16 protein-coding genes are annotated in these 26,350 nt (G+C 70.3%); all 16 read left to right on the plus strand.

Going from position 1 to position 26,350, the window contains the following annotated elements; translation table 11 throughout:
- Positions 1-5 precede the first annotated feature (5 nt).
- The 16 genes from ACTEI_RS15575 to aroF all read left to right on the plus strand — a co-directional run bounded on the left by ACTEI_RS15575 (position 6) and on the right by aroF (position 25,709).
- Positions 6-5,603 (plus strand): non-ribosomal peptide synthetase, encoded by a 5,598-nt coding sequence (locus ACTEI_RS15575; RefSeq protein ID WP_122978329.1) that lies wholly within the window; start codon positions 6-8, stop codon positions 5,601-5,603.
- 9 nt (positions 5,604-5,612) lie between these two features.
- Positions 5,613-5,825, plus strand: a complete 213-nt coding sequence (locus ACTEI_RS15580) for an MbtH family protein (protein WP_187646010.1) — start codon at positions 5,613-5,615, stop codon at positions 5,823-5,825.
- A 305-nt stretch (positions 5,826-6,130) separates the two neighbouring features.
- The gene (locus ACTEI_RS15585; RefSeq protein WP_122978330.1) at positions 6,131-6,952 is read left to right on the plus strand and encodes a PIG-L deacetylase family protein; all 822 of its coding nucleotides are present in this window, start codon (positions 6,131-6,133) and stop codon (positions 6,950-6,952) included.
- Positions 6,953-7,000: 48 nt separating this feature from the next.
- A complete protein-coding gene (locus ACTEI_RS37775; protein WP_211344349.1) occupies positions 7,001-8,779 on the plus strand; it encodes an ArnT family glycosyltransferase in 1,779 nt (592 codons plus the stop codon).
- A 293-nt stretch (positions 8,780-9,072) separates the two neighbouring features.
- A complete protein-coding gene (locus ACTEI_RS15600) occupies positions 9,073-11,019 on the plus strand; it encodes an ABC transporter ATP-binding protein (protein ID WP_122978331.1) in 1,947 nt (648 codons plus the stop codon).
- An 83-nt stretch (positions 11,020-11,102) separates the two neighbouring features.
- The gene (locus ACTEI_RS15605) at positions 11,103-11,315 is read left to right on the plus strand and encodes an MbtH family protein (RefSeq protein WP_164465970.1); all 213 of its coding nucleotides are present in this window, start codon (positions 11,103-11,105) and stop codon (positions 11,313-11,315) included.
- A gap of 110 nt (positions 11,316-11,425) precedes the next feature.
- Positions 11,426-12,601, plus strand: a complete 1,176-nt coding sequence (locus ACTEI_RS15610) for a cytochrome P450 (RefSeq protein ID WP_122978332.1) — start codon at positions 11,426-11,428, stop codon at positions 12,599-12,601.
- A gap of 22 nt (positions 12,602-12,623) precedes the next feature.
- Positions 12,624-13,778 (plus strand): cytochrome P450, encoded by a 1,155-nt coding sequence (locus tag ACTEI_RS15615; protein ID WP_122978333.1) that lies wholly within the window; start codon positions 12,624-12,626, stop codon positions 13,776-13,778.
- Positions 13,768-14,964: a cytochrome P450 gene (locus tag ACTEI_RS15620; RefSeq protein WP_122978334.1), complete on the plus strand. Its 1,197-nt coding sequence runs from the start codon at positions 13,768-13,770 to the stop codon at positions 14,962-14,964. Before ACTEI_RS15615 ends, ACTEI_RS15620 begins: the two co-directional genes overlap by 11 nt.
- Before the next feature lie 294 nt (positions 14,965-15,258).
- Positions 15,259-16,734, plus strand: a complete 1,476-nt coding sequence (locus ACTEI_RS15625) for a tryptophan halogenase family protein (RefSeq protein ID WP_122978335.1) — start codon at positions 15,259-15,261, stop codon at positions 16,732-16,734.
- Positions 16,735-16,841: 107 nt separating this feature from the next.
- Complete coding sequence (locus ACTEI_RS15630; RefSeq protein ID WP_122978336.1) at positions 16,842-18,074, plus strand: cytochrome P450; 1,233 nt, start codon at positions 16,842-16,844, stop codon at positions 18,072-18,074.
- 116 nt (positions 18,075-18,190) lie between these two features.
- Complete coding sequence (locus tag ACTEI_RS15635) at positions 18,191-19,417, plus strand: glycosyltransferase (protein WP_122978337.1); 1,227 nt, start codon at positions 18,191-18,193, stop codon at positions 19,415-19,417.
- A gap of 145 nt (positions 19,418-19,562) precedes the next feature.
- Complete coding sequence (locus tag ACTEI_RS15640; RefSeq protein WP_145831131.1) at positions 19,563-20,534, plus strand: acyltransferase domain-containing protein; 972 nt, start codon at positions 19,563-19,565, stop codon at positions 20,532-20,534.
- Positions 20,535-20,749: 215 nt separating this feature from the next.
- Positions 20,750-22,270: an MBL fold metallo-hydrolase gene (locus ACTEI_RS15645; RefSeq protein WP_239082752.1), complete on the plus strand. Its 1,521-nt coding sequence runs from the start codon at positions 20,750-20,752 to the stop codon at positions 22,268-22,270.
- Between the two features lie 216 nt (positions 22,271-22,486).
- Positions 22,487-24,283 (plus strand): fatty acyl-AMP ligase, encoded by a 1,797-nt coding sequence (locus ACTEI_RS15650; protein ID WP_122978340.1) that lies wholly within the window; start codon positions 22,487-22,489, stop codon positions 24,281-24,283.
- Between the two features lie 370 nt (positions 24,284-24,653).
- Positions 24,654-25,709, plus strand: a complete 1,056-nt coding sequence (gene aroF / locus ACTEI_RS15655; RefSeq protein ID WP_122978341.1) for a 3-deoxy-7-phosphoheptulonate synthase — start codon at positions 24,654-24,656, stop codon at positions 25,707-25,709.
- The last annotated feature ends 641 nt before the right edge of the window (positions 25,710-26,350 follow it).

Genomic DNA, 26,350 nt, shown 5'->3' on the forward strand with positions numbered 1-26,350 from the left:
AGATCGTGACCGTTGACGACACTCGTGCAAAGCCCCGCTCCAGCGTGGAAGACGTCTGGCCGCTGTCGCCGCTGCAGGAGGGCATGCTTTACCACACCGCCCTGGACGGGGACGGGCCGGACACCTACACCGTGCAGACCGTCTACGGCATCGACGGCCCGCTGGACGCCGGGCGGCTGAGAGCGTCGTGGCAGGCCCTGGTGGACCGGCATGCCGCCCTGCGGGCCTGCTTCCGCTACGTCAGCGGCGCGCAGATGGTGCAGGTCATTCAGCGGGACGTCGAGCTCCCGTGGCGGGAGACCGACCTGTCCGGGCTGCCGGAGGACCTCGCCGACGGTGAGGTGGCCCGCCTGGCGGAGCAGGAGATGGCCGAGCGCCTGCGCCTGGAGGCCGCGCCGCTGATGAAACTGCACCTGATCCGGCTCGGCCCGCAGCGCCACCGGCTCGTGCACACCCTGCACCACGTGCTGGTGGACGGCTGGTCGATGCCGATCCTGCACCGTGAGCTCGCGGCGATCTACGCGGCGGGCGGGGACGCGTCCGGGCTGCCGCCCGCGGTGTCGTACCGCGACTATCTGGCCTGGCTGGGCCGGCAGGACAAGGAGTCGGCGCGGGCGGCGTGGCGGGACGCGCTCGCCGGGCTGGACACCCCGACCACGGTCGCGCCGGCCGATCCGGCCCGCGTGCCGGACATCGACACGGCGATGGTGGAGCTGTCCCCCGAGCTGACCGACGACCTGCTCCGGCTGGCGCGTGGCCACGACCTCACGCTCAACACCGTCGTGCAGGGCGTGTGGGCGGTCGTGCTGGCGCAGCTGGCCGGCCGTACCGACGTGGTGTTCGGCGCGACCGCCTCGGGGCGGCCGGCCGAGCTGGCCGGGGTGGAGGCGATGGTCGGGCTGCTGCTGGCCACCCTGCCGGTGCGGGTCCGGCTCGACGGGCGCCAGCGGGTCGTCGACATGCTCGCCGACCTGCAGCGCGACCAGTCGGCGCTGCGCGCGCACCAGCATCTCGGGCTGCAGGAGGTGCAGGCCGTCGTCGGGCCCGGAGCGGTCTTCGACACGCTGGTCATCTACGAGAACTTCCCGCGTACGGGCCTCGGCGGATCGGCCGACGACGGCCTGGTCATGCGGCCGGTGCAGAAGGGGCGCGACTCCTCGCACTACCCGTTCACACTGGTCACCGGTCCGGGCGAGCGGATGCCGGTGATCCTCTACTACGACCGGGGGCTGTTCGACCAGGCGGCCGCCACATCGGTGCTCGGCGCGATCGTCCGCGTGCTGGAGCGGCTGGTCGCCGAGCCCGGTGTGCTCGTCGGCCGGCTGACGCTGCTGGGCGAGGCCGAGCGCGCCGTGGTGGTCGACGACTGGAACGCGACCGCGGGCCCGGTCCCCGGCGACTCCATGGTCGAGCTGTTCGACCGGCGGGTGGCCGCCGCGCCGGACACGGTGGCGATCACCGACGCCGACGGCGCCGACCTCACCTATGCCGAGGTCGATCAGGCGTCGAACCGGTTGGCGGCCCACCTCGCCGATCGGGGCGTCCGCCGCGGCGACCGCGTCGGGGTGGCCGTGGAGCGGTCCGCGGACCTGCCGATCGTGTTCCTGGCGATCTGGAAGGCCGGCGCCGCGTACGTCCCGGTGGACGTCGGGTACCCGGCCGAGCGGATCGCGCTGATCCTCGCCGGCTCCGCGGTCTCGACGGTGATCTGTACGCAGGCCACCGAGGCGGCGGTGCCGCAGAACGTGCCGCAGCGCGCCACGATCGTCCTCGATGCGCCGCCGACGCGGGCGGCCGTGGACGCCTGTGCCGGCACCGCGCCGACGTTCCGGCCGAGCGCCGCCGACCTGGCGTACGTCATGTACACCTCGGGCTCCACCGGCGTCCCGAAGGGCGTGGCCGTCCCGCACGGCGCGGTCGCCGGCCTGGCCGGCGACGCGGGCTGGCGGATCGGCCCCGGCGACGGCGTGCTGATGCACGCGACGCACGTGTTCGACCCCTCGCTCTACGAGATGTGGGTGCCGCTGGCCACGGGTGGCCGGGTCCTGGTGGCCGCTCCCGGAGTGGTCGACGCGGGCGGGATCCGGCAGGCCGTGGCACGCGGCGCGACCGCCGTCCACCTCACCGCCGGCACCTTCCGCGCGCTGGCGGAGGCGTCCCCGGACTGTTTCGCCGGCCTGCGCGAGGTCGGCACCGGCGGCGACGTGGTGCCCGCGCACACCGTGGCCCACCTGCGGCGGGCCCAGCCACAGCTGCGGGTGCGCAACACGTACGGGCCGACCGAGACCACCCTGTGCGCCACCTGGAAGCCGATCGAGCCGGGCGCGCAGCTCGGGCCGGAGCTGCCGATCGGCCGTCCGATGACCAACCGCAGGATCTACATCCTGGACGCCTTCCTGCGCCCGGTCGCCCCCGGGGTGGCCGGCGAGCTGTACATCGCCGGCACCGGACTGGCCCGCGGATATCTCTCCCGGCCGGACCTGACCGCCGAGCGGTTCGTGGCGTGTCCGTTCCTCGCCGGCGAGCGCATGTACCGGACCGGGGACCTGGCGCGCTGGAACCGCGACGGCGAGGTGGTCTTCCTCGGGCGCGCCGACGACCAGGTGAAGATCCGCGGCTACCGGGTGGAGCTGGCCGAGGTGGAGGCGGTGCTGGCGGCCCAGCCGGGAGTCCGCGAGGCGGTCGTCGTGGCCCGCGAGGACCGGCCGGGCGAACGGCGTCTGGTCGGCTACGTCGTCTCCGACGCCGGTGAGCTGGACACCGAACAGATCCGCCAGCAGATGGCCCGGGTGCTGCCCGGCTACATGGTTCCGGTGGCGGTCATCGGGCTGGTCAGCCTGCCGATCACCGCCAACAGCAAGGTGGACCGCCGGGCCCTGCCCGCCCCGGACCTCGCCGGCCACGCGTCGGCGAAGGCGCCGGAGAGCGCGACCGAGAAGGTGCTGTGCGCGCTCTACGCCGAGATCCTCGGCGTCGAGCGGGTGGGCGTCGACGACGCCTTCCACGACCTGGGCGGCAGTTCGGCGCTGGCCATGCGGCTGATCGCGCGGATCCGCGAGGAGCTGGGCGTGGACCTGCCGATCCGCCAGCTGTTCTCCTCGCCCACACCCGCGGGGGTGGCCCGGGCGCTGGCCGCGAAGTCGCGCCCCGCGCTGGAGGCGGTCACCCGGCCGGAGCGGGTGCCGCTCACCGCCCGGCAGCTGCGCGCCTGGCTGCTGGCCCGCCCGTCGGAGGAGACCCGGGGCCGGCACCTCTCGGTCGCGCTGCGCCTGCGCGGCCGGCTGGACGTGGCCGCCCTGGAGGCGGCGCTGCGCGACGTCGCGGCCCGGCACGAGATCCTGCGGACCACCTTCCCGGGCGACGCGCAGACCGTCCACCAGCACATCCACGACGCCGCGCCGGTCCGGCTGACGCCGGTCCCGGCCACCGAGGAGGACCTCCCCGCACGGCTGGCCGAGCGGGGCGAGCAGCTGTTCGACCTCACCCGGGACATGCCGTGGCGGTGCGAGCTCTTCGCGCTGTCGGAGAAGGAGCACGTGCTGTCGGTGACGGTGCACCGCATCGCCGCCGACGACGACTCGATGGACGTGTTCTTCCGGGACCTCGCGGCCGCGTACGGCGCGCGGCGGGCCGGCCGGGCCCCGGAGCGCGCGCCGCTGGCCCTGCAGTTCGCCGACTACGCGATCTGGGAGCAGCGGCTGCTCGACGGCGAGCGCGAGCAGGACAGCCTGATCAACGACCAGATCACCTTCTGGCGCAACCACCTGGCCGGCATCGACCAGGAGACCGTGCTGCCGTTCGACCGAGCGCGGCCGGCCATCCCGTCGCGCCGGGCCGGCACGGTCGCGCTGCGGCTGGACGCCGGTCCGCACGCCCGGCTGGCCGAGGCGGTGGAATCGGCCGGCGCGGACATGCCGCAGCTCGTGCAGGCCGCGCTGGCCATGCTGCTGACCCGGTACGGCGCGGGCACCGACCTGGTGATCGGCACGACGCTGCCGCGCGACGAGGACCTGATCGACCTGGAGCCGATGATCGGGCCGTTCGCCCGGCCGTTCCCGGTGCGTACCGACCTGTCGGCGGATCCGACCTTCCTGGAGGTCGTCGCCCGGGTGCAGGAGGCGGTCCGCGAGGCGCGCCAGCACCTGGACGTGCCCTTCGAGAAGATTCCCGAGCTGCTGGCCCTGCCCGGCTCGCTGTCGCGCCACCCGGTGTACCAGGTCGGGCTGCAGGTGCGCGAGGAGGACAACGGCGCGTGGGACGCCGCGGAACTGCCCGCCCTGCGCACCAGCGTCGAACCCACCGGGGTCGAGGCCATCGAGCTGGACCTGGCGTTCGCGCTCACCGAGCGCCGCAACGACGATGACGACGAGGACGGCATCGAGGGCGCCCTGCACTATGCCGCCGACCTGTTCGACCACGACACGGCCGCGTCGCTGGCCCGGCGGCTGGTCCGCGTCCTGGAACAGGTGGCCGAGGATCCCGGGCGGCGGATCAGCGACCTGGACATCCTCCTCGACGACGCCGAGCGCGGCGCTCCGGCGATCGCGCCGGCGCGCTGGGCCGGGGCGGTGCCGGCGGCGGTCGCCGACCTGGTCGCGGCCGGCCCGCTCGGTGCGCTGGTGCTCGACGAGGCACAGCGCCCGGTGGCGCCCGGGACCGTCGGCGACCTGTGGGTGACCGGTCCCGCGGTGGACGCGGACACCGGCGGCCGGCCGAGCGTGCCGTGTCCGTTCGGGACCCCGGGGCACCGGATGCTGCACACCGGTCTGCTCGCCCGTAAGTCGCCGGCCAGGACGCTGGTCGTCGTGGGGGAGCGGCGCGGGGCGAGCGCCTCGGCGAAGACCGGTGACTACGAGGTGCTGCTGCCGCTGCGCGCCGCGGGTGACCGGGCGCCGCTGTTCTGCATCCACGCCAGCGGCGGCCTGAGCTGGAACTACGGTCCGCTGCTGCGGCACCTGCCGCCGAACCAGCCGGTCTACGGGGTGCAGGCGCGTGGCCTGGCCCGTACCGAGCCGCTGCCCGGCAGCGTGGAGGAGATGGCCGCCGATTACGTCGAGCAGATCCGCACCGTGCAGCCGACCGGGCCGTACCACCTGCTCGGCTGGTCTCTGGGCGGGCGGATCGCGCAGGCGATGGCCGTGCTGCTGGAGGCGGACGGGGAGAAGGTCGGCCTGCTCGCCCTGCTCGACGCCTATCCCGTCTACATGGGAAGGAAGGCCACCGGCACGGTCACCGAGGAGGCCGCCCGCGACGAAGACGCCCTGGAACGGCGCAAGCAGCAGGAACTGGAGCTCGCCGGTCAGCTGGTCCAGGGGGCCGGCGCCCGGTCCCGCTTGGAGGCGGTCATGCGCAACCTCTGGGAGGTCGGGCCGGCCCACACCGCCTCGCCGTTCGCCAGTGATGTCCTCCTCTTCGTCGCCTCCGTGGACCGTCCCGCGCATCTGCCGGTGTCCGAGGCGATAGCCAGCTGGAAAGACTTCACCGGGGGGACGATCGAGCCCCACGAGATCGCGACCAACCACTACGAGATGGTGCAGCCCGCGGCGTTGGCCCAGATCGGGGCCATCGTCGCCGAGAAACTCCGGTCCCGGCCGGATGCGTGAGAGGACACGATGATGACCAATCCGTTCGACAACGAGGACGGTTCCTTCCTCGTGCTCGTCAACGGCGAGGGCCAGCATTCGCTGTGGCCGGCTTTCGCCGAGGTCCCGGACGGCTGGACGGGGGTCCACGGTCCGGCCTCCCGGCAGGATTGTCTCGGCTACGTCGAGCAGAACTGGACGGACCTGCGGCCCAAGAGTCTGATCTCGCAGATCAGCGACTGAGCGTCCAGCTGCTCAATGCGGCCGGTTGGACGAGCGTTGACGCTCGTCCGACCGGCCGGCAACGTCTTCCGGCTCGCGCGCCTGCACGACGACGGGTCGGCGGGCGGGACCGGGCGCCGCTGCCGATGCCCGCGTCTCGGCGACGCGCCACCGCGCACGGACCCGGTCGTCTGCGGCGCGCACCGGCGCCGCCGAAGCGGGCGCGTTCCCGGTGCCGGCTGCCGGACCGGGCGGCGAGGATGTGGCGCGACCTGTCCAACCGTCACCGGTTGTAGGCCGGCAATGGTGTCACCAAACTGATCCCCATGCCTCACGACCCCGGTGCAACCCGGCTCCTGGCAATTTCCCCTCATCTGGACGACGCGGTTCTGTCTTTCGGGGCCGGTCTGGCCCAGGCGGCACAGGACGGCGCGAATGTGCTCGTCTATACGGTATTTGCCGGCGCCGCACAGCCTCCTTATTCCCCGGCGGCGCAGCGAATGCACACGATCTGGGGCCTCGCGCCGGACGACGACGCGGTGCTCTACCGCCGGAAAGAAGACATCGCCGCTCTTGATCACCTGAGGGTGGCTCATCGGCACGGCCGGTTCCTCGACTCCATCTACCGTAAGTTGCCGGACGGTCGTTGGCTGACCGCCCATGTGGAGGGCAGGCAGAAGCTGGCCGTCAACGATCACTCGCCGGACAGCGACCATGACCTGGTTGGCGAGGTGGCGGACGACATCAGGTCGATCATCGACGAGTTCGACCCGACGCTTGTCGTCACCTGTGCGGCCATCGGCGAACACCCCGACCATGAGGCGACGCGAGATGCCGCGCTGTTCGCCACGCACGAGAAGAACGTTCCGGTACGGCTGTGGGAGGACCTGCCGTATGCGGTCTTCAAATCAGGTGCGGTCGAATTGCCGCAGGGTTTTCGTCTCGGCTCTGCGGATGTCAGCTCGGTGAAGCCGGAGATGCGGTCGCAGAAATTCCAAGCTGTGGAGCGGTATTCGTCTCAAATGGTGCTGCTCAACGGAAGTGAAAACAATCTGTTCGACCGGCTGGACGAGCATGCTCGGCAGAATGCACCACACGGCGGATACGGCGAGACGACCTGGCCGGTCGTCCGCAGCGACGACAGCTGACTTCTGACCTCCCGCCATCGACGCCGTATCACGCCTGGAGGTTACGTGGTGTCCGAAACACTCACTCATCCGCCGTCCCAGGATTCCGCGCCCGAGAGCCGGCCTCACCGCTGGGCGGTATGGCGCTCACCGGCCGGTCAGCCGGCGTGGGCCCGGCCCGCGCTGCTGGGCATCGCGCTCGTCGCGGCGGTGCTGTATGCCTGGAACCTGCGGCTGGTCGACTACGCGCCGCGGTACGCGGACGCCGTCAAGAGCATGTCCGGGAGCTGGCGCGCGTTCCTGTACGGCGCCGTCGACCCGGAGGCGACGTACACGCTCGACAAGCTGGCCGGCTCCTTCGTGCCCCAGGTCGTCTCGGCCAAGATCTTCGGTTATCACGCGTGGTCCCTGGCGTTGCCGCAGGTGATCGAGGGCGTGATCGCGGTGCTGGTGATGTACCGGGTCGTACGGCGGTGGGTGGGCGTGGTGCCCGGCCTGCTCGCCGCCGGCATCTTCACCCTGACCCCGGTCGCCGCGTCCATGTTCGGGCACAGCATGGAGGACGGCGCACTGGTCATGTGCCTGGTGCTCGCCGTCGACGCGTATCAGCGCGCGGTCCTGGAAGGGCGGCTCCGGTCACTGATCGGGGCCGGTGTCTGGGTCGGGCTGGGCTTCCAGGCCAAGATGGTGCAGGCGTGGATGATTCTGCCCGCCCTGGCGGTCGGCTACCTGCTGACCGCGCCGATCGAGCTGCGCCGCCGGGTGCGGCATCTCGGGGCCGCCGGGGCGGTGATGCTGGCGGTGTCGCTGTCGTGGGTCATGCTCTACACCCTCACGCCGGCCAGCGATCGGCCCTACATCAGTGGCACCACGAACAACAACGCCTTCGCCATGGTGTTCGGATACAACGGTCTCGGCCGTGTGGGCATCAACCTGCCCGGCGCCGAGGAGGTCAACGGTCGTAACGGCGTGCCGGCGCCCGGTCCGCTGGGCGGCCCGGAGGGCGAGGGCCAGAGGGGAACGGTCGGCACGAAGGCCCAGGACCAGAGGGGAACGGTCGGCACGAAGGCCCAGGACCAGAGGGGAACGGTCGGCACGAAGGCCCAGGACCAGAGGGGAACGGTCGGCACGAAGGCCCAGGACCAGAAGGGAATGGTCGGGCCGAAGGCCCATGGAGGACCGCCGATGGGACCGGGCGCGCTCCCCGAGGGATACGAGTCCAAGATGGAGAGCAGGGCCGATCCGATGGGTTGGACCAAGCTGTTCGACGGTCACCTCGGCGTCGCGATCGGCTGGCTCTTTCCGCTGACTCTGCTCGCCCTGCTGTGCGGGTTGTGGTGGCGCCGCCGGGCCGAGCGCACCGATCCGGTGCGCGGCGGGCTGGTGATGTGGGGGGTGTGGCTGGTGACCTTCGGCTTTGTCTTCAGTGCGAGCGCTGTCGCGCACACCGCCTACGTGGCCTCGCTGGCGCCGGCGATCGCGGCCGTCTCCGCCCTCGGCATCGTGATGTTCGGGCGGGCGTATCGGCGCGGCGGCAGGCAGGGCTGGATACTGCCGCTCGCGGTCGCGGTCCAACTGGCCTGGGCCGCCTGGCTGTGGTCGCACTACCCGAACTTCCTCCCCTGGGCGAGATGGGGCACGCTCCTGCTCGGCGTGGCCGCCCTTGTCGGGCTGGTCCTGGCGCGCGTGACCAGGACCGCCTCCTCCGCGCTGGTCGCGGCCGCGCTCGCCGTCGGCGTCGGCGTCATGCTGGCCGCGCCCGCCACGTATGCCGTCTCGGTGCTCGATCCCGATTACTCCGGCAACTCCTTCGATGCCAACGCGGGACCGGCCTCGGGCACCGCGTAAGGCGAGCCGGTGGATCCGTCACCGCCCCGCGGGCTGCGTTTCCGCGCCCGGCTCGGCCGGCCTTTGACATCGGCGCGGGTCTTCGGCTGCCACCCGTGGTCGCTGACCCTTCCGCTTCGGACGGCGCCCGCCGGCGCCGGCATCGCCCGCTCGGTGCCTTCCCCGCCGCCTCGTCGGCGGTGCCGGCGCTCGTCGCGGGTCAGGAATGTTCGCCCGGTCCTACTCGTGGACATCGGGTCCGATCCCCAGGATGGGATCGATGACTTAGCGAGTCGTGTGAGAGAGGTGCTTCTGTGGACGTGGTGTTGCGCTTCGGGGGGGTGTCGAAGAACGATGACGACCCCGATCCCTGGCAGACCCTGATCGGGCCGGGGACGCTGCGCAGAGTGCTCGCCTACTTCCGCCCGCACATCGGCAAGGTGGCGCTCTTCGTTCTCGTCGCCGCGCTGGAGTCGCTTGTCGTCGTCGTAGTTCCGTTGTTGCTGATGGAACTGGTCAACGGCGGCATCCTCAAGGACGACGCCGGGGTCGTGGCATCGATGGCCGGCCTGGCCGCCGGCCTCGCCCTGGTGGGCGCGCTGTTGCAGCTGGTGTCAGCCTATATTTCCGGGCAGATCGGGCAGGGGGTCAGCTACGACCTCCGGGTTCAGGCGCTGCGTCACGTTCAGCAGCTGCCGATCGCGTTCTTCACCCGTACCCAGACCGGGGTGCTGGTGGGCCGGCTGCACACGGAACTGATCATGGCGCAGCAGGCGTTCAGCCAGCTCCTGATGGCAGCCACCAGCGCCGTCACGGTGATCCTGGTGATGGCCGAGCTGTTCTACCTGTCATGGCTTGTCGCCGTGGTCACCCTGGTGCTGATTCCGCTGTTCCTCGTGCCCTGGATCTACGTGGGCCGGGTGATCCGGCGGCGCACCGGACGGCTGATGGACGCGAATACCGGCCTTGGTGGACTCCTCCAGGAGCGGTTCAACGTTCAGGGGGCGATGCTCTCCAAACTCTTCGGCCGTCCCCGCGAGGAGATGGCCGAGTACGCCGATCGTGCCGAGCGCATCCGCCGCATCGGCGTGAGTCTCTCGGTGTACGGGCGGCTCGCCTTCGTCATGATGGCGCTGATGGCCTCGCTCGCCACGGCGCTCGTCTACGGCATCGGTGGCGGGCTCGTGCTCGCCGGGGCGTTCCAGCTCGGCACGCTCGTCGCCCTCGCCACTCTGCTCGGGCGGTTGTTCGGGCCGATCACGCAGCTGTCCGGGATGCAGGAAACCGCGCAGACCGTCGTGGTGAGCTTCTCCCGGATCTTCGAGGTGCTCGATCTGAAGGGGCTGATCGAGGAGCGTCCCGGTGCGGTCGCGCTCGCCAAGGACACGGCGCCGGAGATCGAGTTCGACGACGTGGCGTTCCGCTATCCGACCGCCGACGAGGTCTCGCTGCGCTCGCTGGAGTACGTACGCGCCGAACGGGAGCGCGGGGAGACGACGCCGGAGGTGCTGCGCGGTGTCAGCCTGCACGTGCCGGCCGGCACCCTCACCGCGCTCGTCGGCCCGTCCGGCGCCGGCAAGAGCACGCTCACCCACCTGGTGTCACGGCTGTACGACCCGACCGGCGGGGTCATTCGCGTCGGTGGGCACGATCTGCGCGACCTCACCTTCGACTCGCTGCGCGAAGCGGTGGGCGTGGTCAGCCAGGACGCCTACTTCTTCCACGACACGATCCGGCAGAACCTGCTCTACGCCCGCCCCACCGCCACCGAGGACGAACTGATCGAGGCATGTCGAGGGGCCCAGATCTGGGACCTGATCGCCTCGCTCCCGGGCGGGTTCGACACCGTCACCGGCGATCGTGGCTACCGCCTGTCGGGCGGCGAGAAGCAACGCCTGGCCATCGCCCGGCTGCTGCTGAAGGCGCCGACGATCGTCGTGCTCGACGAAGCCACCGCTCACCTGGACTCCGAGTCCGAGGCCGCCGTGCAGCGGGCACTCAAGACCGCCCTGCACAACCGCACCTCGTTGGTGATCGCCCACCGGTTGTCCACGATTCGCGAGGCCGACCAGATCCTCGTGATCGACGACGGACGGGTCCGGGAGCGCGGAACGCACGACGAGCTGCTGGCCGAGGGGGGTCTGTACGCGGAGCTTTACCACACGCAGTTCGCCAAGGCCGGAAGCGACGCAGCCGAACCGGCGAGCGACGCAGCCGAGCTGCACCACAGGGAGCCCGAGCCGGTGCACGGCGGAGGATGACGATGGATCAGGCGACGCCGGCCCGGATCGCCGGCCGTCGTCGCCCAGAACGCCGGCTCCGGCCGGATGCGTGAGAGGACACGATGATGACCAATCCGTTCGACAACGAGGACGGTTCCTTCCTCGTGCTCGTCAACGGCGAGGGCCAGCATTCGCTGTGGCCGGCTTTCGCCGAGGTCCCGGACGGCTGGACGGGGGTCCACGGTCCGGCCTCCCGGCAGGATTGTCTCGGCTACGTCGAGCAGAACTGGACGGACCTGCGGCCCAGGAGCCTGGTCGAGCAGGCCGACGCGTGAGTGAGCCGTCCACCCGCCCGATCCGGACGGTTGGACGAGCTCGACGGTCGTACGAGCGGCCGGAAGCATCCATGTCGAGCGCCGCTTGGTCGACCGAAAGGATCTGTGGCATGTTCGAGGAGATCAACGTTGTCCGGGCCGCGGAGCTGCACCGGAGGGACCGATTCGATCCGGTGCCACAGCTGCGCTCGCTGATGGCCGAGGGCCCGTTGACCACGCTGGGCACCGAGGAGTCTCCCGGAGGCCGGACGGCGTGGCTCGCCACCGGGTACGACGAGATCCGGCAGGTTCTCAGCTCCGACGACTTCAGCGCACGGCTGCTCTACGGGGGAACCGCTGCCGGCATCACCTGGCCCGGTTTCCTCACCCAGTACGACCCGCCCGAGCACACCCGACTGCGCCGCATGGTGGCGCCCGCCTTCGCCGTCCGACGGATGCAGAAGTTCCAGCCGCAGGTCGAGCGGGTCGTCCAGGACAGTTTGGACGCCATCGAGGCGCTCGGCGGACCGGTCGACTTCGTCCCCCGTTTCGGGTGGTCGGTGGCGACGACGGCGACCTGCGACTTCCTCGGCATTCCGCGCGACGATCAGGCGGATCTGGCGCGCAGCCTCCATGCCAGCCGAACCGAACGGTCAGGCAAGCGGCGTACCGCGGCAGGCAACAAGTTCATGACGTACATGAACAAGATGACGGCTCGCACCCGCCGCGATCCCGGTGACGACATGTTCGGTGTCGTGGTACGCGAGTACGGCGACGAGATCACCGACGCGGAGCTGACCGGCGTCGCCGCGTTCGTCATGGGCGCGGGCGCCGACCAGGTGGCCCGTTTCCTCGCGGCCGGCGCGTGGCTGATGGCCGACGATCCCGAGCAGTTCGCACTGCTGCGGGAGAAGCCGGACACCGTCCCGGATTGGCTGGACGAGGTGATTCGGTATCTGACCACCGATGAGAAGACCCATCCGCGCGTCGCGACGGACGACGTGCGCATCGGCGATCACCTCATCAAGGCCGGCGATACCGTCACGTGCTCCCTGCTGGCTGCCAACCGCCGCAACTTCCCGCGCCCGGAGGATCGATTCGACATCACCCGGGTCCGGCCGGAGCACCTGGCGTTCGGGCACGGCATCCATCACTGCCTGGGCAGGTCTCTGGCCGAGCTGGTGTTCCGGACGGCGATTCCGGCCCTGGCACACCGCTTCCCCACGCTGAGGCTGGCCGAGCCGCACCGAGAGATCAGATTGGGGCCGCCGCCGTTCGACGTGGAAGCCCTGCTGCTCGACTGGTAGCGCCGGAAGCATAGGAGATCCGATGGCACTTCCTCTGCCGCATCAGCGGCTCCGGCTCGATCCGGTGCCGGAGTTCGAAGAGCTGCAAAAAGCTGGGCCCCTGCACGAATACGACACCGAGCCGGGCATGGACGGCCGTAAGCAGTGGCTGGTCACCGGACATGACGAGGTCCGCGCGATCCTCGCCGACCACGAGCGGTTCAGTTCCATGCGGCCGGTCGACGACGAGGCGGATCGCGCCCTGTTGCCGGGAATCCTGCAGGCGTACGACCCGCCGGATCACACCCGGCTGCGCAGGACGGTGGCCCCGGCGTATTCCGCCCGACGGATGGAGCGGCTGCGACCCCGCATCGAGGAGATCGTCGAAGAGTGCTTGGACGACTTCGAGAGCGTGGGCGCGCCGGTCGACTTCGTCCGACATGCCGCCTGGCCCATCCCCGCGTACATCGCCTGCGAATTCCTCGGCGTCCCGCGTGACGACCAGGCGGAGTTGTCGCGGATGATCAGGGAGAGCCGGGAGAGTCGGCTTCCCCGGCAGCGGACCCTGTCGGGTCTGGGCATCGTCAATTACACCAAGCGGTTGACCTCCGGCAAACGCCGTGATCCTGGCGACGGGATGATCGGCGTGATCGTGCGCGAACACGGCGCTGAGATCAGCGACGAGGAATTGGCGGGGCTCGCCGAGGGGAACCTGATCATGGCGGCGGAGCAGATGGCCGCGCAGCTGGCGGTCGCGGTGCTCCTGCTGGTGACCCACCCCGACCAGATGGCGCTGCTGCGCGAGAAACCGGAGCTCATCGACAGCGCCACCGAGGAAGTGCTGCGCCACGCGTCCATCGTCGAGGCCCCGGCTCCCCGGGTGGCGCTCGCTGACGTGCGCATGGCCGGACGCGACATCCATGCCGGCGATGTCCTGACGTGTTCCATGCTGGCGACCAATCGCGCCCCGGGAGATCGGTTCGACATCACCCGGGAGAAAGCCACCCACATGGCATTCGGACACGGCATCCACCACTGTATCGGGGCGCCGCTGGCCCGGCTCCAGCTGCGGGTGGCGCTGCCGGCGGTGGTCGGCCGGTTCCCGTCTTTGCGGCTGGCGGTCCCGGAGGAGGACCTGCGGTTCAAACCGGGCAGGCCGGCACCCTTCGCGGTAGAGGAGCTTCCCCTTGAGTGGTGACGGCTCGCCTCCGATCCACACCCGCCGGCAGGGTTTCGATCCGGCCGACGAACTGCGCGCCGCCGGAACGCTGACGAAGATTTCCATCGGCTCCGGAGCGGACGCCGAGACCACCTGGCTGGCGGCCGGGCACGCCGTCGTGCGCCAGGTTCTGGGCGATCACAAGCGATTCAGCACCCGGCGCCGCTTCGACCGACGTGACGAGATCGGCGGGACGGGCGTCTTCCGCCCGCGTGAGCTGGTCGGCAACCTGATGGACTACGACCCACCGGAGCACACCCGGCTCCGGCACCTGCTGACCCCGGGATTCACCCAGCGCCGGATGCGTCGTCTGGCGCCGCGCATCGAAGAGATCGTGACCGACCGCCTCGACGCCATGGAGCAGGCGGGGCCGCCGGCGGACCTGATCGAGCTGTTCGCCGACGAGGTGCCCGGAGCCGTGCTGTGCGAGCTGATCGGAGTACCCCGCGACGATCAGGCCATGTTCCTGCAGCTGTGTCACCGGCATCTCGACGCCTCGCTGAGTGCCAGGAAACGGGCGGCCGCCGGGGAGGCGTTCGCCCGCTACCTGGTGGCCATGATGGCCAGGGAACGCAAGGACCCCGGCGACGGGTTCATCGGCTCGATCGTCGCCGAACACGGCGACACGATCACGGATGAGGAGCTGAGAGGCGTCTGTGTGCAGCTGATGCTGGCCGGTGACGACAACGTCTCCGGCATGATCGGGCTGGGGGTGCTGGCGTTGCTGCGACATCCCGAGCAGATCGCCGCGTTGCGCGGGGACGATCAGTCGGCGGATCGAGCTGTCGACGAGCTGATCCGGTACCTGACGGTCCCATACGCCCCGACACCGCGGACCGCCGTGGAGGACGTCATGGTTGCCGACCAGGTGATCAAGGAGGGCGAGACGGTTCTCTGCTCTCTCCCGATGGCCAACCGTGACCGCGCCCTGCTGCCGGATGCCGACCGCCTCGACGTGACCCGTACGCCCGTTCCGCATGTCGCGTTCGGACACGGTATCCATCACTGTCTGGGCGCCGCTCTGACGCGCCTGCAACTGCGAATCGCCTATACCGCCCTGTGGCGGCGCTTTCCCGCTTTGCAACTGGCGGACCCCGCCCAGGAAATAATGTTCCGGACGAGTACCCCGGCGTATGGATTAACCAGTCTGCTGGTTGCCTGGTAGTGCTCTGCCCTCTCCATTGGACACCTTGAGCCGCGGAAGAACTTGCCGGACGATGGCATGACCGGCGTGCGGCTCACACGGAACCTGCGCCGGCGAGCTGCTACGAACCATCGGCTCGGTGCAGACGCTGTGCCCGGAATCGGCCATTGATTTCCGACGTCCGACCCGGCGAAATCGCCGCCACGCATCTGCTGGCATCGAGATGCCGACCGGATGGACGGGACAACAGCGGATATCGCGTAGCGATTCATGACCTCACTCAGTTCCGACGATTCGATCGATGGATGGTGGAAAATGCCGGTGGAAGAGTTCGACGTGGTGGTGGCCGGTGGCGGGCCGGCCGGTTCGACCGTGGCCACGCTGGTGGCCATGCAGGGCCATCGGGTGCTGCTGCTGGAGAAGGAGACCTTCCCCCGGTACCAGATCGGCGAGTCGTTGCTGCCCTCCACCGTCCACGGGGTGTGCCGGATGCTCGGCGTCTCGGACGAGCTGGCGGCAGCCGGCTTCCCCGTCAAGCGCGGCGGCACCTTCCGCTGGGGCGCCCGCCCGGAGCCGTGGACGTTCTCCTTCGCCGTCTCGCCCCTGATGAACGGCCCGACGTCGTTCGCGTACCAGGTCGAACGGGCGCGCTTCGACGAGATCCTGCTGCGTAACGCGCAGCGCAAGGGCGTCGACGTGCGCGAGGGATGCTCGGTCACCGGGGTGATCGAAGGCGACGAGCGGATCACCGGGGTGCGTTACACCGACCCCGACGGCGGCGAGCACGAGGTGTCGGCGCGGTTCGTGGTCGACGCGTCGGGCAACAAGAGCCGGCTGTACTCCCAGGTCGGCGGCGTCCGCAACTATTCGGAGTTCTTCCGCAGCCTGGCGCTGTTCGGTTACTTCGAGAACGGCAAGCGGCTGCCGGAGCCGTACTCGGGCAACATCCTGAGCGTCGCGTTCGACAGCGGCTGGTTCTGGTACATCCCGCTGAGCGACACGATGACCAGCGTCGGCGCGGTGGTGCGCCGGGAGATGGCGGAGAAGATCCAGGGCGACCGGGAGAAGGCGCTCCAGGCCCTGATCGCCGAATGCCCGCTGATCTCCGACTACCTCGCCGACGCGCGCCGGATCACCACCGGCCGGTACGGAGAACTGCGGGTCCGCAAGGACTACTCGTATCACCAGACCAGCTACTGGCGGCCCGGGATGATCCTGGTCGGGGACGCCGCGTGCTTCGTGGACCCGGTGTTCTCCTCGGGCGTGCACCTGGCGACCTACAGCGCGCTGCTGGCGGCGCGGTCGATCAACAGCGTGCTCGCCGAGGACCTGGACGAGAAGACCGCGCTGAGTGAGTTCGAGGCCCGCTACCGCCGCGAGTACGGGGTGTTCTACGAGTTCCTGGTGTCCTTCTACCAGATGAACGTCAACGAGGAGTCGTACTTCTGGCAGGCCAAGAAGGTCACCAACAACAAGCACACCGAGATCGAGTCGTTCGTGGAGCTGATCGGCGGGGTGTCGTCGGGTGAGGCGGCGCTGGCCACGGCCGGCCGGATCGCCGAGCGCAGCGCCGAGTTCGCCGCGGCCGTGGACCAGATGGCCGCCAGCGCCGACGGCAACATGGTGCCGATGTACAAGTCGGAAGTGGTCAAGCAGGTGATGCAGGAGGGCGGCCAGGTGCAGATGAAGGCGGTGCTCGGCGCGGACGCCGAGCCCGAGCTGCCGCTGTTCCCCGGCGGGCTGGTGGTCTCGCCCGACGGGATGAAGTGGCTGCCCTACCGTCCCGCCTGAACCTTTCCGGAAGCGCCGGGGCGCCGGACGAGCGCCTCGCCGGCGCGTGGCGTTGCGGCGGGCTCGGCGATGGCGAACGGCACAGGCGAGAAGGAGTGTTCACCGGTATGGATCACGACATCGATGAGGTCGCGCCGGTCGTGGAGCCGACGGCGAACTACATGAGGAGAACGGTCTGCGACCCGCACGAGGACATGTTCGCTCTGCGGGCGCACGGTCCGCTGATCCGGATCGGCGGGGATGCCGCGGTCCAGATGGGCGCGGATTATCTCTGGCAGGCGATGGGCTACGACGTCGTGCGGCAGATCCTCGGTGATCATGAGAACTTCACGACGCGGCTGCGGCTGACCGCGTCCGAACCGATCAGCGGGGAAGGCGCGACCAAACCGCAGGAGCTGGTCGGACAGATCTCGACCTACGATCCGCCCGAGCACACCCGCCTGCGCCGGATGCTCACGCCGGAGTTCACGGTCCGGCGCGTCCGCCGGCTGGAGCCCGCGATCCAGGAGCTCATCGACGACCGCATCGATGCGATGGAGGCCGCGGGACCGCCCGTGGACGTGCAGACGGTCTTCGCCGATCCGGTCGGCGGCGGCGCGCTGTGCGAACTGCTCGGCATCCCACGCGATGATCGGAACCAGTTCATGCGCCGGGTCCGGCAGAACGTCGATCTCAGCCGCGGATACAAGGCCCGGGCGGCCGACAGCGCGGCGTTCAACCGGTACCTGCAGAGCCTCATCACCCGGCAGCGCAAGGACCCCGACGAGGGGTTCCTCGGCATGCTGGTGCGCGACCACGGCGACGACATCACGGACGAGGAGCTCAAGGGCGTGTGCACGGCGCTGCTCCTCGGCGGTGTCGAGACCGTCGCGGGGATGCTGGGCTTCGGGGTCCTCGCGCTGCTGGACCATCCCGACCAGAGGCGGCTGCTCTTCGCCGGCCGCGAGGAGGCCGACCGCCTGGTCAACGAACTGTTGCGGTATCTGTCGGCGGTGCAGCAGCCGACTCCGCGGATGGCCGTCAAGGACGTGGTCGTCGATGGGCAACAGATCAGGGCGGGGGAGTACGTGCTGTGCTCGATCCTCATGGCCAACCGGGACGAAGCGCTGACACCCCATCCCAACGTTCTGGACGCGGAGCGTGAGCCGGCGCCACACATCGGATTCGGGCACGGCATCCATCACTGCATCGGGGCGGCGGTGGCGAGAACCGTGCTGCGGATGGCCTACCAGACCCTGTGGCGACGACTTCCCGGGCTGCGCCTCGCGATACCCGCCGGGCAGGTGAAGCTCAGGAACGCGTTCATCGACAGTCCGGATCAGTTGCCGGTCACCTGGTAGCCGTCAACCGCACCGGGAAGCGGGATGGCACCTGCCAGAGGCGCCGCCGCCACCATACCCGCGTCATGCCGCACGATCGCCGGCCGACGCCGGAGCCTACCGAATGGGGATGCGAGATGCGTGTGTTGTTGTCGACGACCGGAGGGCGCGGCGACGTCGAACCGCTGGTCGCGCTGGCGGTGCGGTTCCGCGAACTGGGTGTGGACGCGCGGGTCTGCGCACCGCCGGACTGCGCGGACCGGCTGGCCGGCGTCGGTGTGCCACTGGTGGAGGTCGGCGAGTCGGTGCGCGCGATGATGCACGGAGGGAAGCGGCCGTCGCCCGAGGACGCGCCCCGGCTCGACGCCGAGGCCATCGCTACGCAGTTCGACAAGGTCCCGGCGGCCGCCGAGGGCTGCGCCGCGGTGGTGACGACCGGCCTGTTGTCCGCCGCGGTCGCGGTGCGGTCCGTGGCCGAGAAGCTGCGCATCCCCTACGTCTACGCCGCCTACTGCCCGATCTATCTGCCGTCGCCGTACTACCCGCCGCCGCCGGCCCTGGGCGGCCCGCCCGTACCGGAACTGACCGACAACCGGGCGCAGTGGAACAGGCACAGCCAGGGTGCCTACCGGCGGTTCGGCGCCGCGCTCAACAGCCACCGGGCGGCGATCGGCCTGCCGCCGGTGGAGAACATCTACGACTACGCCTTCAGCGATCACCCGTGGCTGGCGGCCGATCCGGTCCTGGCCCCGCTGCAGCCGACCGATCTCGACGTGGTGCAGACCGGCGCGTGGATCCTGCCCGACCAGCGGCCGTTGTCGGCGGAGTTGGAGGGGTTCTTGAGGGCTGGCTCGCCTCCGGTGTACGTGGGTTTCGGCAGTGGGCCGGCGCCTGCCGAGGCCGCGCGGGTGGCCATCGAGGCGGTTCGGGCTCAGGGCCGCCGGGTGGTGCTGTCCAGTGGTTGGGCCGGGTTGGGCCGGATCGACGAGGGGGATGACTGTCTGGTGGTGGGCGAGGTGAACCATCAGGTGCTGTTCGGCCGGGTGGCCGCCGTCGTCCACGCCGGCAGTGCGGGCACGACGACCGCGGTGACCCGGGCGGGCGCTCCGCAGGTCGTGGTGCCCCAGATGACGGATCAGCCCTACTATGCCGGTCGGGTGGCTGACCTGGGTGTCGGCGTGGCGCATGACGGTCCGACCCCGACCGTCGAGTCCCTGTCCGCGGCGCTGGCCACGGCATTGACCCCGGGGATCCGGGCGCGAGCGGCGGCGGTGGCCGGCACGATCCGCACCGACGGGACGACGGTGGCCGCGAAACTGCTCCTCGAGGCGATCAGCCGGCAGAGATCGTCGGTCTCCGCGTGAACCGCACCGGCTGTCGGCCCGCACCGGTGGGCGGCGAGGCCGGAGCCGGCCCGGGCACCTGCCGCGGCCATGACGTTCGTCGAAGCGATGGCGGGGCGTCCCCGCGGGTTTCGCTGGAGGTGCAGGAGAGCGTGAAGGAGTGATGATGGATCCCGAGACCGTACGCATCGCGCTGGGGTTGGAGGAACGGACCGCGGCGTGGCTCACCGAGCTCGATGAGCTCGGTCCGCCCGCCGAGCCGGTACGGCTGCCGCGCGGCGAGGAGGCACGTGATCTGCTACGGCGTCTGGAGGTGCCGGAGCTCGACGCCGAGGAGATCGTGGCGGCCGCTCCCGATCCGGATCGTGACCCGGCCCTGTGGTGGCTGCTCGAACGCACCCACCACGCGATCGTCCGGCACATGGGCGACCACCGGGCGAAGCCACGCGGCGGTCCGCCCCTGCCGTACGAGGGCGGCGCCGCCGCACGCTACTTCCACGTGTACGTCTTCCTCGCGACGGTGCCGGCGGTGCGCCGCTTCCACGCGGAACGGGGTATCCCCGACGAGGTCGGCTGGGAGACCCTGACGCAGTTGGGGGAGCTGGTGGCCATTCATCGCCGCAAGTACGGCCAGGGCGGCATGAACATGCAGTGGTGGACCACCTACCACCTGCGCGGCATCCTCTACCGGCTCGGCCGCCTGCAATTCAGTCTGGCCACCGGAAAGGACGGCACGCCGCACCTCGGCCTGCACGTTCCCGAGTGGGGCGGACCGCTGTTGCCCAAGGCCTATGACGAATCGTTGCATCGTGCCCGCCCGTTCTTCGACCGGCATTTTCCCGAGCACGGCGCCCGGGTGGCCTGGGGAAGCTCGTGGATGCTCGATCCGCAACTGGAGGAGTATCTCACCGAGGACTCCAACATCATTCAGCTTGCGCGGTTCTGGACGCTCACCGACTCCGCGCCGGAGCCCGGTAACGCGGACGGGGACTCCTCGATCCTGGAGTTCGTGTTCCGCTACAACGGCCAGCCGCTGGATGAACTTCCGCAGCGTTCCTCGCTGGAGCGCGCGGTGATCGCCCATCTGAAGGCCGGACGTCACTGGCACATGCGGACCGGCTTCGTGAAGCTGCCGTAAGCGGCGGCGGAGCCGCTGCCGGCGAGCCCGGCCACGACCCTCCGGAGGCGCTGGCCGTCCGGCTGCTTGTCGCGGACGCTGGACACATTTGTGGAATCACTGCGAAGGTAATTCCTTCAGTCATTCGATCGTGAGGAGCGGAAGTGAATGAGGAGCGCCTCTTTCTCCGGCCCAACACCATTATCGAGCCTCTGGTAGACAGATTTTATGCCTCGATGTACGCGACGGCTCCGGTCACGGCCACCATGAGTCTCGCGTTCCGGTGGATTCCGATGCTGGAGTCCTACCTGCAGGCCCCGGAATGGCATTACAAGGGCAGCCGGGACCCGAAGTTCCGCGGCGGGTTCTTCGTCAACATCGAGGACTCCCGGGCGGACGAGGTGCGGGCGCTGCTCGCCGCGATCCGGCGCGACCGCGCCGACATGATCCGCTTCGCCGAGGCGATCGCGGAGGCCGAGAAGATCGTCCGGGAGGAGGCGACCGGGTACGACCTCCGGCCGCTCTACCCGAAGCTGCCCGCCGAGCTGGCGGGCCTGGTGGAGATCGCCTACGACACCAGCAACGCCGCCTCGCTGCACTTCCAGGAGCCGCTGGTCTACCACAGCAAGGCCTACACCGAGCAGCGGCAGTCGGTGCAGCTGTCCGTGGAGACCGGCATCGAGCGGCCGTTCGTGATGAGCACGCCGCGGCTGCCCTCGCCGGACGTGCTGGAGCTGCCCATCCCGTTCCGGCACCCGGGCCTGGAGCAGCTGTTCCTGTCCCGGATCCGGCCCACCACCCTGACCGCGCTGCGGGAGGCGCTGGAACTCGGCGATTCGCAAGCGGCCCAGCTCGCCGGCCTGCTGGTCCCGGAGCCCGCGCTCGCCGCGGACCGGCACATCGCGGCCGGCGCCCGGATCCGCTACTGGGGGCACGCCTGCCTGCTCATGCAGACCCCGGACGTGGCCATCATGACCGACCCGTTCATCAGCGCGGACACCGACGCGACCGGCCGGTACACCTACAACGACCTGCCCGACCGCATCGACTACGTGCTGATCACCCACGGGCACTCCGACCACCTCGTCCCGGAGACGCTGCTGCAGCTGCGCGGCCGGGTGGGCACGTTCGTGGTGCCGAGGACCTCCCGCGGCAATCTGTGCGACCCGTCGCTGGCGCTCTACCTCAAGAGCTTCGGGTTCTCCGCCGTCGAGGTGGACGACTTCGACGAGATCTCCTTCCCGGGTGGCAAGATCGCGGCCACGCCGTTCTTCGGCGAGCACGCCGACCTGGACATCCGCGCCAAGGCGACGTACTGGATCAACCTCGGCGGGAAGTCGATCTATGTGGGGGCGGACTCCTCCGGCCTCGACCCGGCGCTCTACCGCTACGTCCGCCGGCACCTCGGGCGGGTCGACATCGCCTTCCTCGGCATGGAGTGCGACGGCGCCCCGCTGAACTGGCAGTACCAGGCGTTCCTCACCAAGCCGATCCCGAACAAGATGAGCGACAGCCGCAAGATGTCCGGCTCCAACGCGGAACAGGCCAGCGCGATCGTCACCGAGCTCGGCGCCGACGAGGTGTACATCTACGCGATGGGCGAGGAGAGCTGGCTCGGCCACGTCATGGCCACCAGCTACAACGAGGACTCCTTCCAGCTGCGGCAGATCGCCGAGTTCGAGACCTGGTGCGCGAACAACGGGGTGAAGTCGGGCCACCTGCTCGACCGGCACGAATGGCACTGGTCGCACCCCTGAGCCCGGTCCGGTGGCGCGACCAGGGCGCGACGGGTTCCGGCAGTCGTTGACCGACGAGGTCTCCGGTGGATCGTGCAACGGTGCAGCTGCCGCACGGAGACCTCGCGGCCTTCGTCGCTGTGCGACATACCGATGGCGCGCGACGCGGCCGGCAACCGGACGCCCCGGCATCGCGGCGGCCGGCTCTGCAACCGATGAGCAGGGAGGGAATCCCCGATGGGCTACGACATGGCCACCGCACCCGATCTCGTAACTCTGATCCGTCAGCATGTCGCCGGGCGGCCGGACGCCGACGCCGTCGGCTTTCTCACCGACCCGGACGACATCCGCGGCGGGGTCGTGTCGTGGACCTACGGGCAGCTCGACCGGGAGGCTCGCGGGTACGCGGCCTGGTTGCAGCAGCGCCTGCCCGCCGGCTCGCGGGTGCTGCTGCTGTATCCCAACGGGCTCGACTTCGTCGCGGCGTTCTTCGGCTGCCTGTATGCCGGCATGATCGCGGTACCGGCGCCGCTGCCCGGCCGTTATCGCCATCACCAACATCGGGTCGCGACCATCAGCGCCGATGCCCGGGTCAGCGCGGTCCTGACCACGGCGGCGCATCTGGGGGAGGTCCGCGACTGGGCTCGGGCGTGCGGACTGGACCACCTGCTGATCGCGGTCGGCGACGAACCGGAGTTCGGCGATCCGGCGGGCTGGACGCCGGCGTCACCGGAACGTGCGACCATCGCGCTGTTGCAGTACACGTCCGGGTCGACCGGCGACCCGAAGGGAGTCGTGGTCACCCACGACAACATCCTGTACAACTTGGATGCCTGCGTCCGGGGCCTGCGCTGGCCGGACGACTGGCGGGTGGGCGGGTGGCTTCCGCTCTACCACGACCTGGCGATGCAGGGGCTGCTCAACATGGCCGTCGTGCGCGGCGGCTATGCCTTGCTGATGGAGCCGGTCTCGTTCGTGCGCGATCCGGTGCGCTGGCTGCGGACGATAGCCGAACACGACATCCAGGTGACGTTCGCGCCCACCTTCGCGTACCAACTGTGCCTCGACCGGGTCACCGACGAGCAGCTGGCCGCTCTCGATCTGTCCGGCTGGAAGATCGCCGGGAACGCCGCGGAGCCGGTGAACCCGGCGATCCTGGCCGCGTTCGCTGAGAAGTTCGCGCCGGCCGGGTTCCGCCCCGAGTCCTTCGCGCCCATCTACGGGATGGCGGAGGCCACCGGCTACATCAGCGGGGAGGTGGGGCGTGCGCCGCTGGTGCGTACCGTCGGCCTCGACGCGCTCGCCCATGGCCGGCTCGCCGACCCGGCGCCGGACGAGCCGGTACGCGAAATCGTCAGCTGCGGCACTCCGAACGAGGCGTGCGACATCCGTGTGGTGGACCCGGAGACGTCGCGCGTGCGGCCCGACGGGTGGTTGGGCGAGATCTGGATACGCGGGCGCAGCGTGTCCCCGGGCTACTGGAGCGATGCCGGGCCGGCCTTCGCCGCGGTGACGGCCGAGGGGGAGGACGGCTTCCTGCGTACCGGCGACCTCGGCGTGCTGCAGGACGGTGAGCTGTACGTGCACGGCCGGCTCAAGGAGACGTTCACCGTGCACGGTCGCCACCTCTACCCGCACGACGTCGAGCAGGAACTGCGCGCACGGCACCCGGAACTCGGCAAGTGCGGCGCGGTCTTCCCGGGACGGGCTCCCGGCGCCGGCGGCGCGCGGGGCGTGGTCGTGACCCATGAGGTGACCAACGCGGCGCGGGATCGGCTGCCGGAGCTGGCCGCCGGGTTACGGCATACCGTGGGGCGGGCATTCGGCGTCGAGGTCTCCGCGGTGCTGCTGCTACGTCCGGGTGCCGTGCTGCGTACCACCAGCGGGAAGATCCGCCGCTCGGCCATGCGTGAGCTGTTCCACGAGGGAAAGCTGACCGCTCTCTACCAGCATCCTCCGGCGCCGCGGGAGCCGCTGCCCTACGTGGGGGATCCGTCGCCGGCGACCAGGGTGACCAGCCTTTCGCGTCCGTGACGGGTGTCGCCGGGATCCGGACCGACGCGGTTGCCGCTGTGGCGGCGGCGCGCGGGTGACTCCCACGCGATGGCGCGGGGCGTCCGGCCGGGCATGACACGCACCCTTCGGTCTCGGCGGCGTGGCCCGACGGTGCGCCGGCCCGTGGCGCGGAGATCGTCGAGGAACCCGGGGCAGCGGGGGTACGCACCCGTCTGACCGGCACGCTGGGACCGACTCGCCGCGGCAGCGACGCCGCGGCGAGTCGCTGTCCGGGCACCGGTACCGCGGCCGATCTCCGTACCCGGGTCTGTCCTGGGCACGTCCATCGCGGCCGGCTCGGCCGGTTCCGGGCCCGCCGCGTCATCTGATGCGAGAGAAGGAGACTGTCATGGTCGTTGTGATGGCGCCGGAGGCCACTTCGGCGGATGTGGACGCGGTCGTCCGGCTGGTCGAGTCGGTGGGCGGGCAGGCGTTCGTCAGCCGCGGGCTGTCCCGGACCATCGTCGGCCTGGTCGGCGACGTGGCCGACTTCGAGGCGCTCAACCTGGGCAGCCTGGCGGGCGTGCTGCGGGTGATCCGGGTGTCGGTGCCGTACAAGCTGGTCAGCCGGGAGCACCACCCGGCGCGCTCGGTGATCCGGGCCGGCGGCGTGCCGATCGGTCCCGGCACGCTGACCGTGATCGCCGGGCCGTGCGCGGTGGAGTCCCCGGAGCAGACGCTGGAGGCGGCCCGGATGGCGCGCTCGGCCGGGGCCTCGATGCTGCGCGGCGGGGCGTTCAAGCCGCGGACCTCACCGTACTCCTACCAGGGGTTGGGGGAGCGGGGCCTGCGCATCCTGGCCGACGTGCGGGCCGAGACGGGGCTCGCCGTGGTCACCGAGGTGATCGATCCCGGCAGTGTGGACATGGTCGCGTCGTACGCCGACATGCTCCAGATCGGCGCCCGGAACATGCAGAATTTCGCGCTGCTGCAGGCGGTCGGGTCGGCCGGCAAACCGGTGCTGCTCAAGCGCGGGTTCAGCGCCACGATCGAGGAATGGCTCAGCGCCGCCGAGTACATCGCGCAGCGCGGCAATCTGAACATCGTGTTGTGTGAGCGCGGGATCCGGACGTTCGAGACCGCTACCCGTAACACGCTGGACATCAGCGCGGTGCCGGTCGCCCAGCGGCTCTCCCACCTGCCGGTGATCGTGGATCCGTCGCACTCCGGCGGCCGCCGCGATCTGGTGGTGCCGCTGACCCGCGCGGCGATCGCGGTGGGCGCGGACGGGTTGCTCATCGACGTCCACCCGGAGCCGAAGACCGCTCTGTGCGACGGTGACCAGGCGCTGCCGGAAGCCGACATCCGGGAGATCGCCGACATCGTGGCGAGCCTGCCCGCGTTCCTGGGGCGGGAGCCGGCCGTGCCCTCGGGTGAATTCCGACACGTTCCCGCCGCGGTGTGAGCTGTGGCGGCCGGCCCGTCCACCGCATGATCGCCCGGCGTGTCAGCGGGCCGTTCGGCCCCGCGCGGACCGGCCTGTATGCCCTGCTCAGAGGAGTGGATGAAGGACTTCCGGCGATGACTGCATGATCGCACCCGGTGGGTTCATTGGGCACAAAGGGTAGTGAGATTGGCATTCCGGGCTAGGGGTTAGGGGCCGGTGTCGCTGCGTGAGACAGGGGTTACAGAGCGCTGAAAAGCGATGTTAATTTCGTGCCGCTGGAAGACGATCTACCCACCATGCCGCGCTCTCGAACCGCGCAGCATGTTCGCGTCGAGCACGGGGAGAAGAGTCATGGTCACTGGCTGATTCCGGATGGGCTGTCCGCCTGAAGACGACGCGACCCGCATCACCGCCGTGGTCGCTGTGGACCGGCTACCGGTTCGCGCTCGCATACGGAACGCCATAACAGCCGAGCGTTCAATTTCCTGTTCGCCCACCAGGCTCATGTGCGCCGCTGCCTGCGGTGCCGGCAGGCCGGACCGACGGTCTCGGCCATGCCGCGTACCGCGCTGCGCGGACCCGCCCAAGCCGGTCGCCGGTCCCGGGCCTCGAATCGCACGCACCGTCGTTCCCCGGAGCGGCGGTAGCCCGGCGTCGAG

The sequence above is a fragment of the Actinoplanes teichomyceticus ATCC 31121 genome, assembly GCF_003711105.1.
GTDB classification, from domain to species: Bacteria; Actinomycetota; Actinomycetes; order Mycobacteriales; family Micromonosporaceae; genus Actinoplanes; species Actinoplanes teichomyceticus.

Coding starts and splice junctions, on each gene's coding strand:
- ACTEI_RS15630 (WP_122978336.1), top strand. CDS start 16,842: ATGGATCACGACATCGATGAGGTCGCGCCGGTCGTGGAGCCGACGGCG.
- ACTEI_RS15615 (WP_122978333.1), top strand. CDS start 12,624: ATGGCACTTCCTCTGCCGCATCAGCGGCTCCGGCTCGATCCGGTGCCG.
- ACTEI_RS15640 (WP_145831131.1), top strand. CDS start 19,563: ATGGATCCCGAGACCGTACGCATCGCGCTGGGGTTGGAGGAACGGACC.
- ACTEI_RS15650 (WP_122978340.1), top strand. CDS start 22,487: ATGGGCTACGACATGGCCACCGCACCCGATCTCGTAACTCTGATCCGT.
- ACTEI_RS15605 (WP_164465970.1), top strand. CDS start 11,103: ATGATGACCAATCCGTTCGACAACGAGGACGGTTCCTTCCTCGTGCTC.
- ACTEI_RS15585 (WP_122978330.1), top strand. CDS start 6,131: ATGCCTCACGACCCCGGTGCAACCCGGCTCCTGGCAATTTCCCCTCAT.
- ACTEI_RS15645 (WP_239082752.1), top strand. CDS start 20,750: ATGTACGCGACGGCTCCGGTCACGGCCACCATGAGTCTCGCGTTCCGG.
- aroF (WP_122978341.1), top strand. CDS start 24,654: ATGGTCGTTGTGATGGCGCCGGAGGCCACTTCGGCGGATGTGGACGCG.
- ACTEI_RS15580 (WP_187646010.1), top strand. CDS start 5,613: ATGATGACCAATCCGTTCGACAACGAGGACGGTTCCTTCCTCGTGCTC.
- ACTEI_RS15625 (WP_122978335.1), top strand. CDS start 15,259: ATGCCGGTGGAAGAGTTCGACGTGGTGGTGGCCGGTGGCGGGCCGGCC.
- ACTEI_RS15635 (WP_122978337.1), top strand. CDS start 18,191: ATGCGTGTGTTGTTGTCGACGACCGGAGGGCGCGGCGACGTCGAACCG.
- ACTEI_RS15610 (WP_122978332.1), top strand. CDS start 11,426: ATGTTCGAGGAGATCAACGTTGTCCGGGCCGCGGAGCTGCACCGGAGG.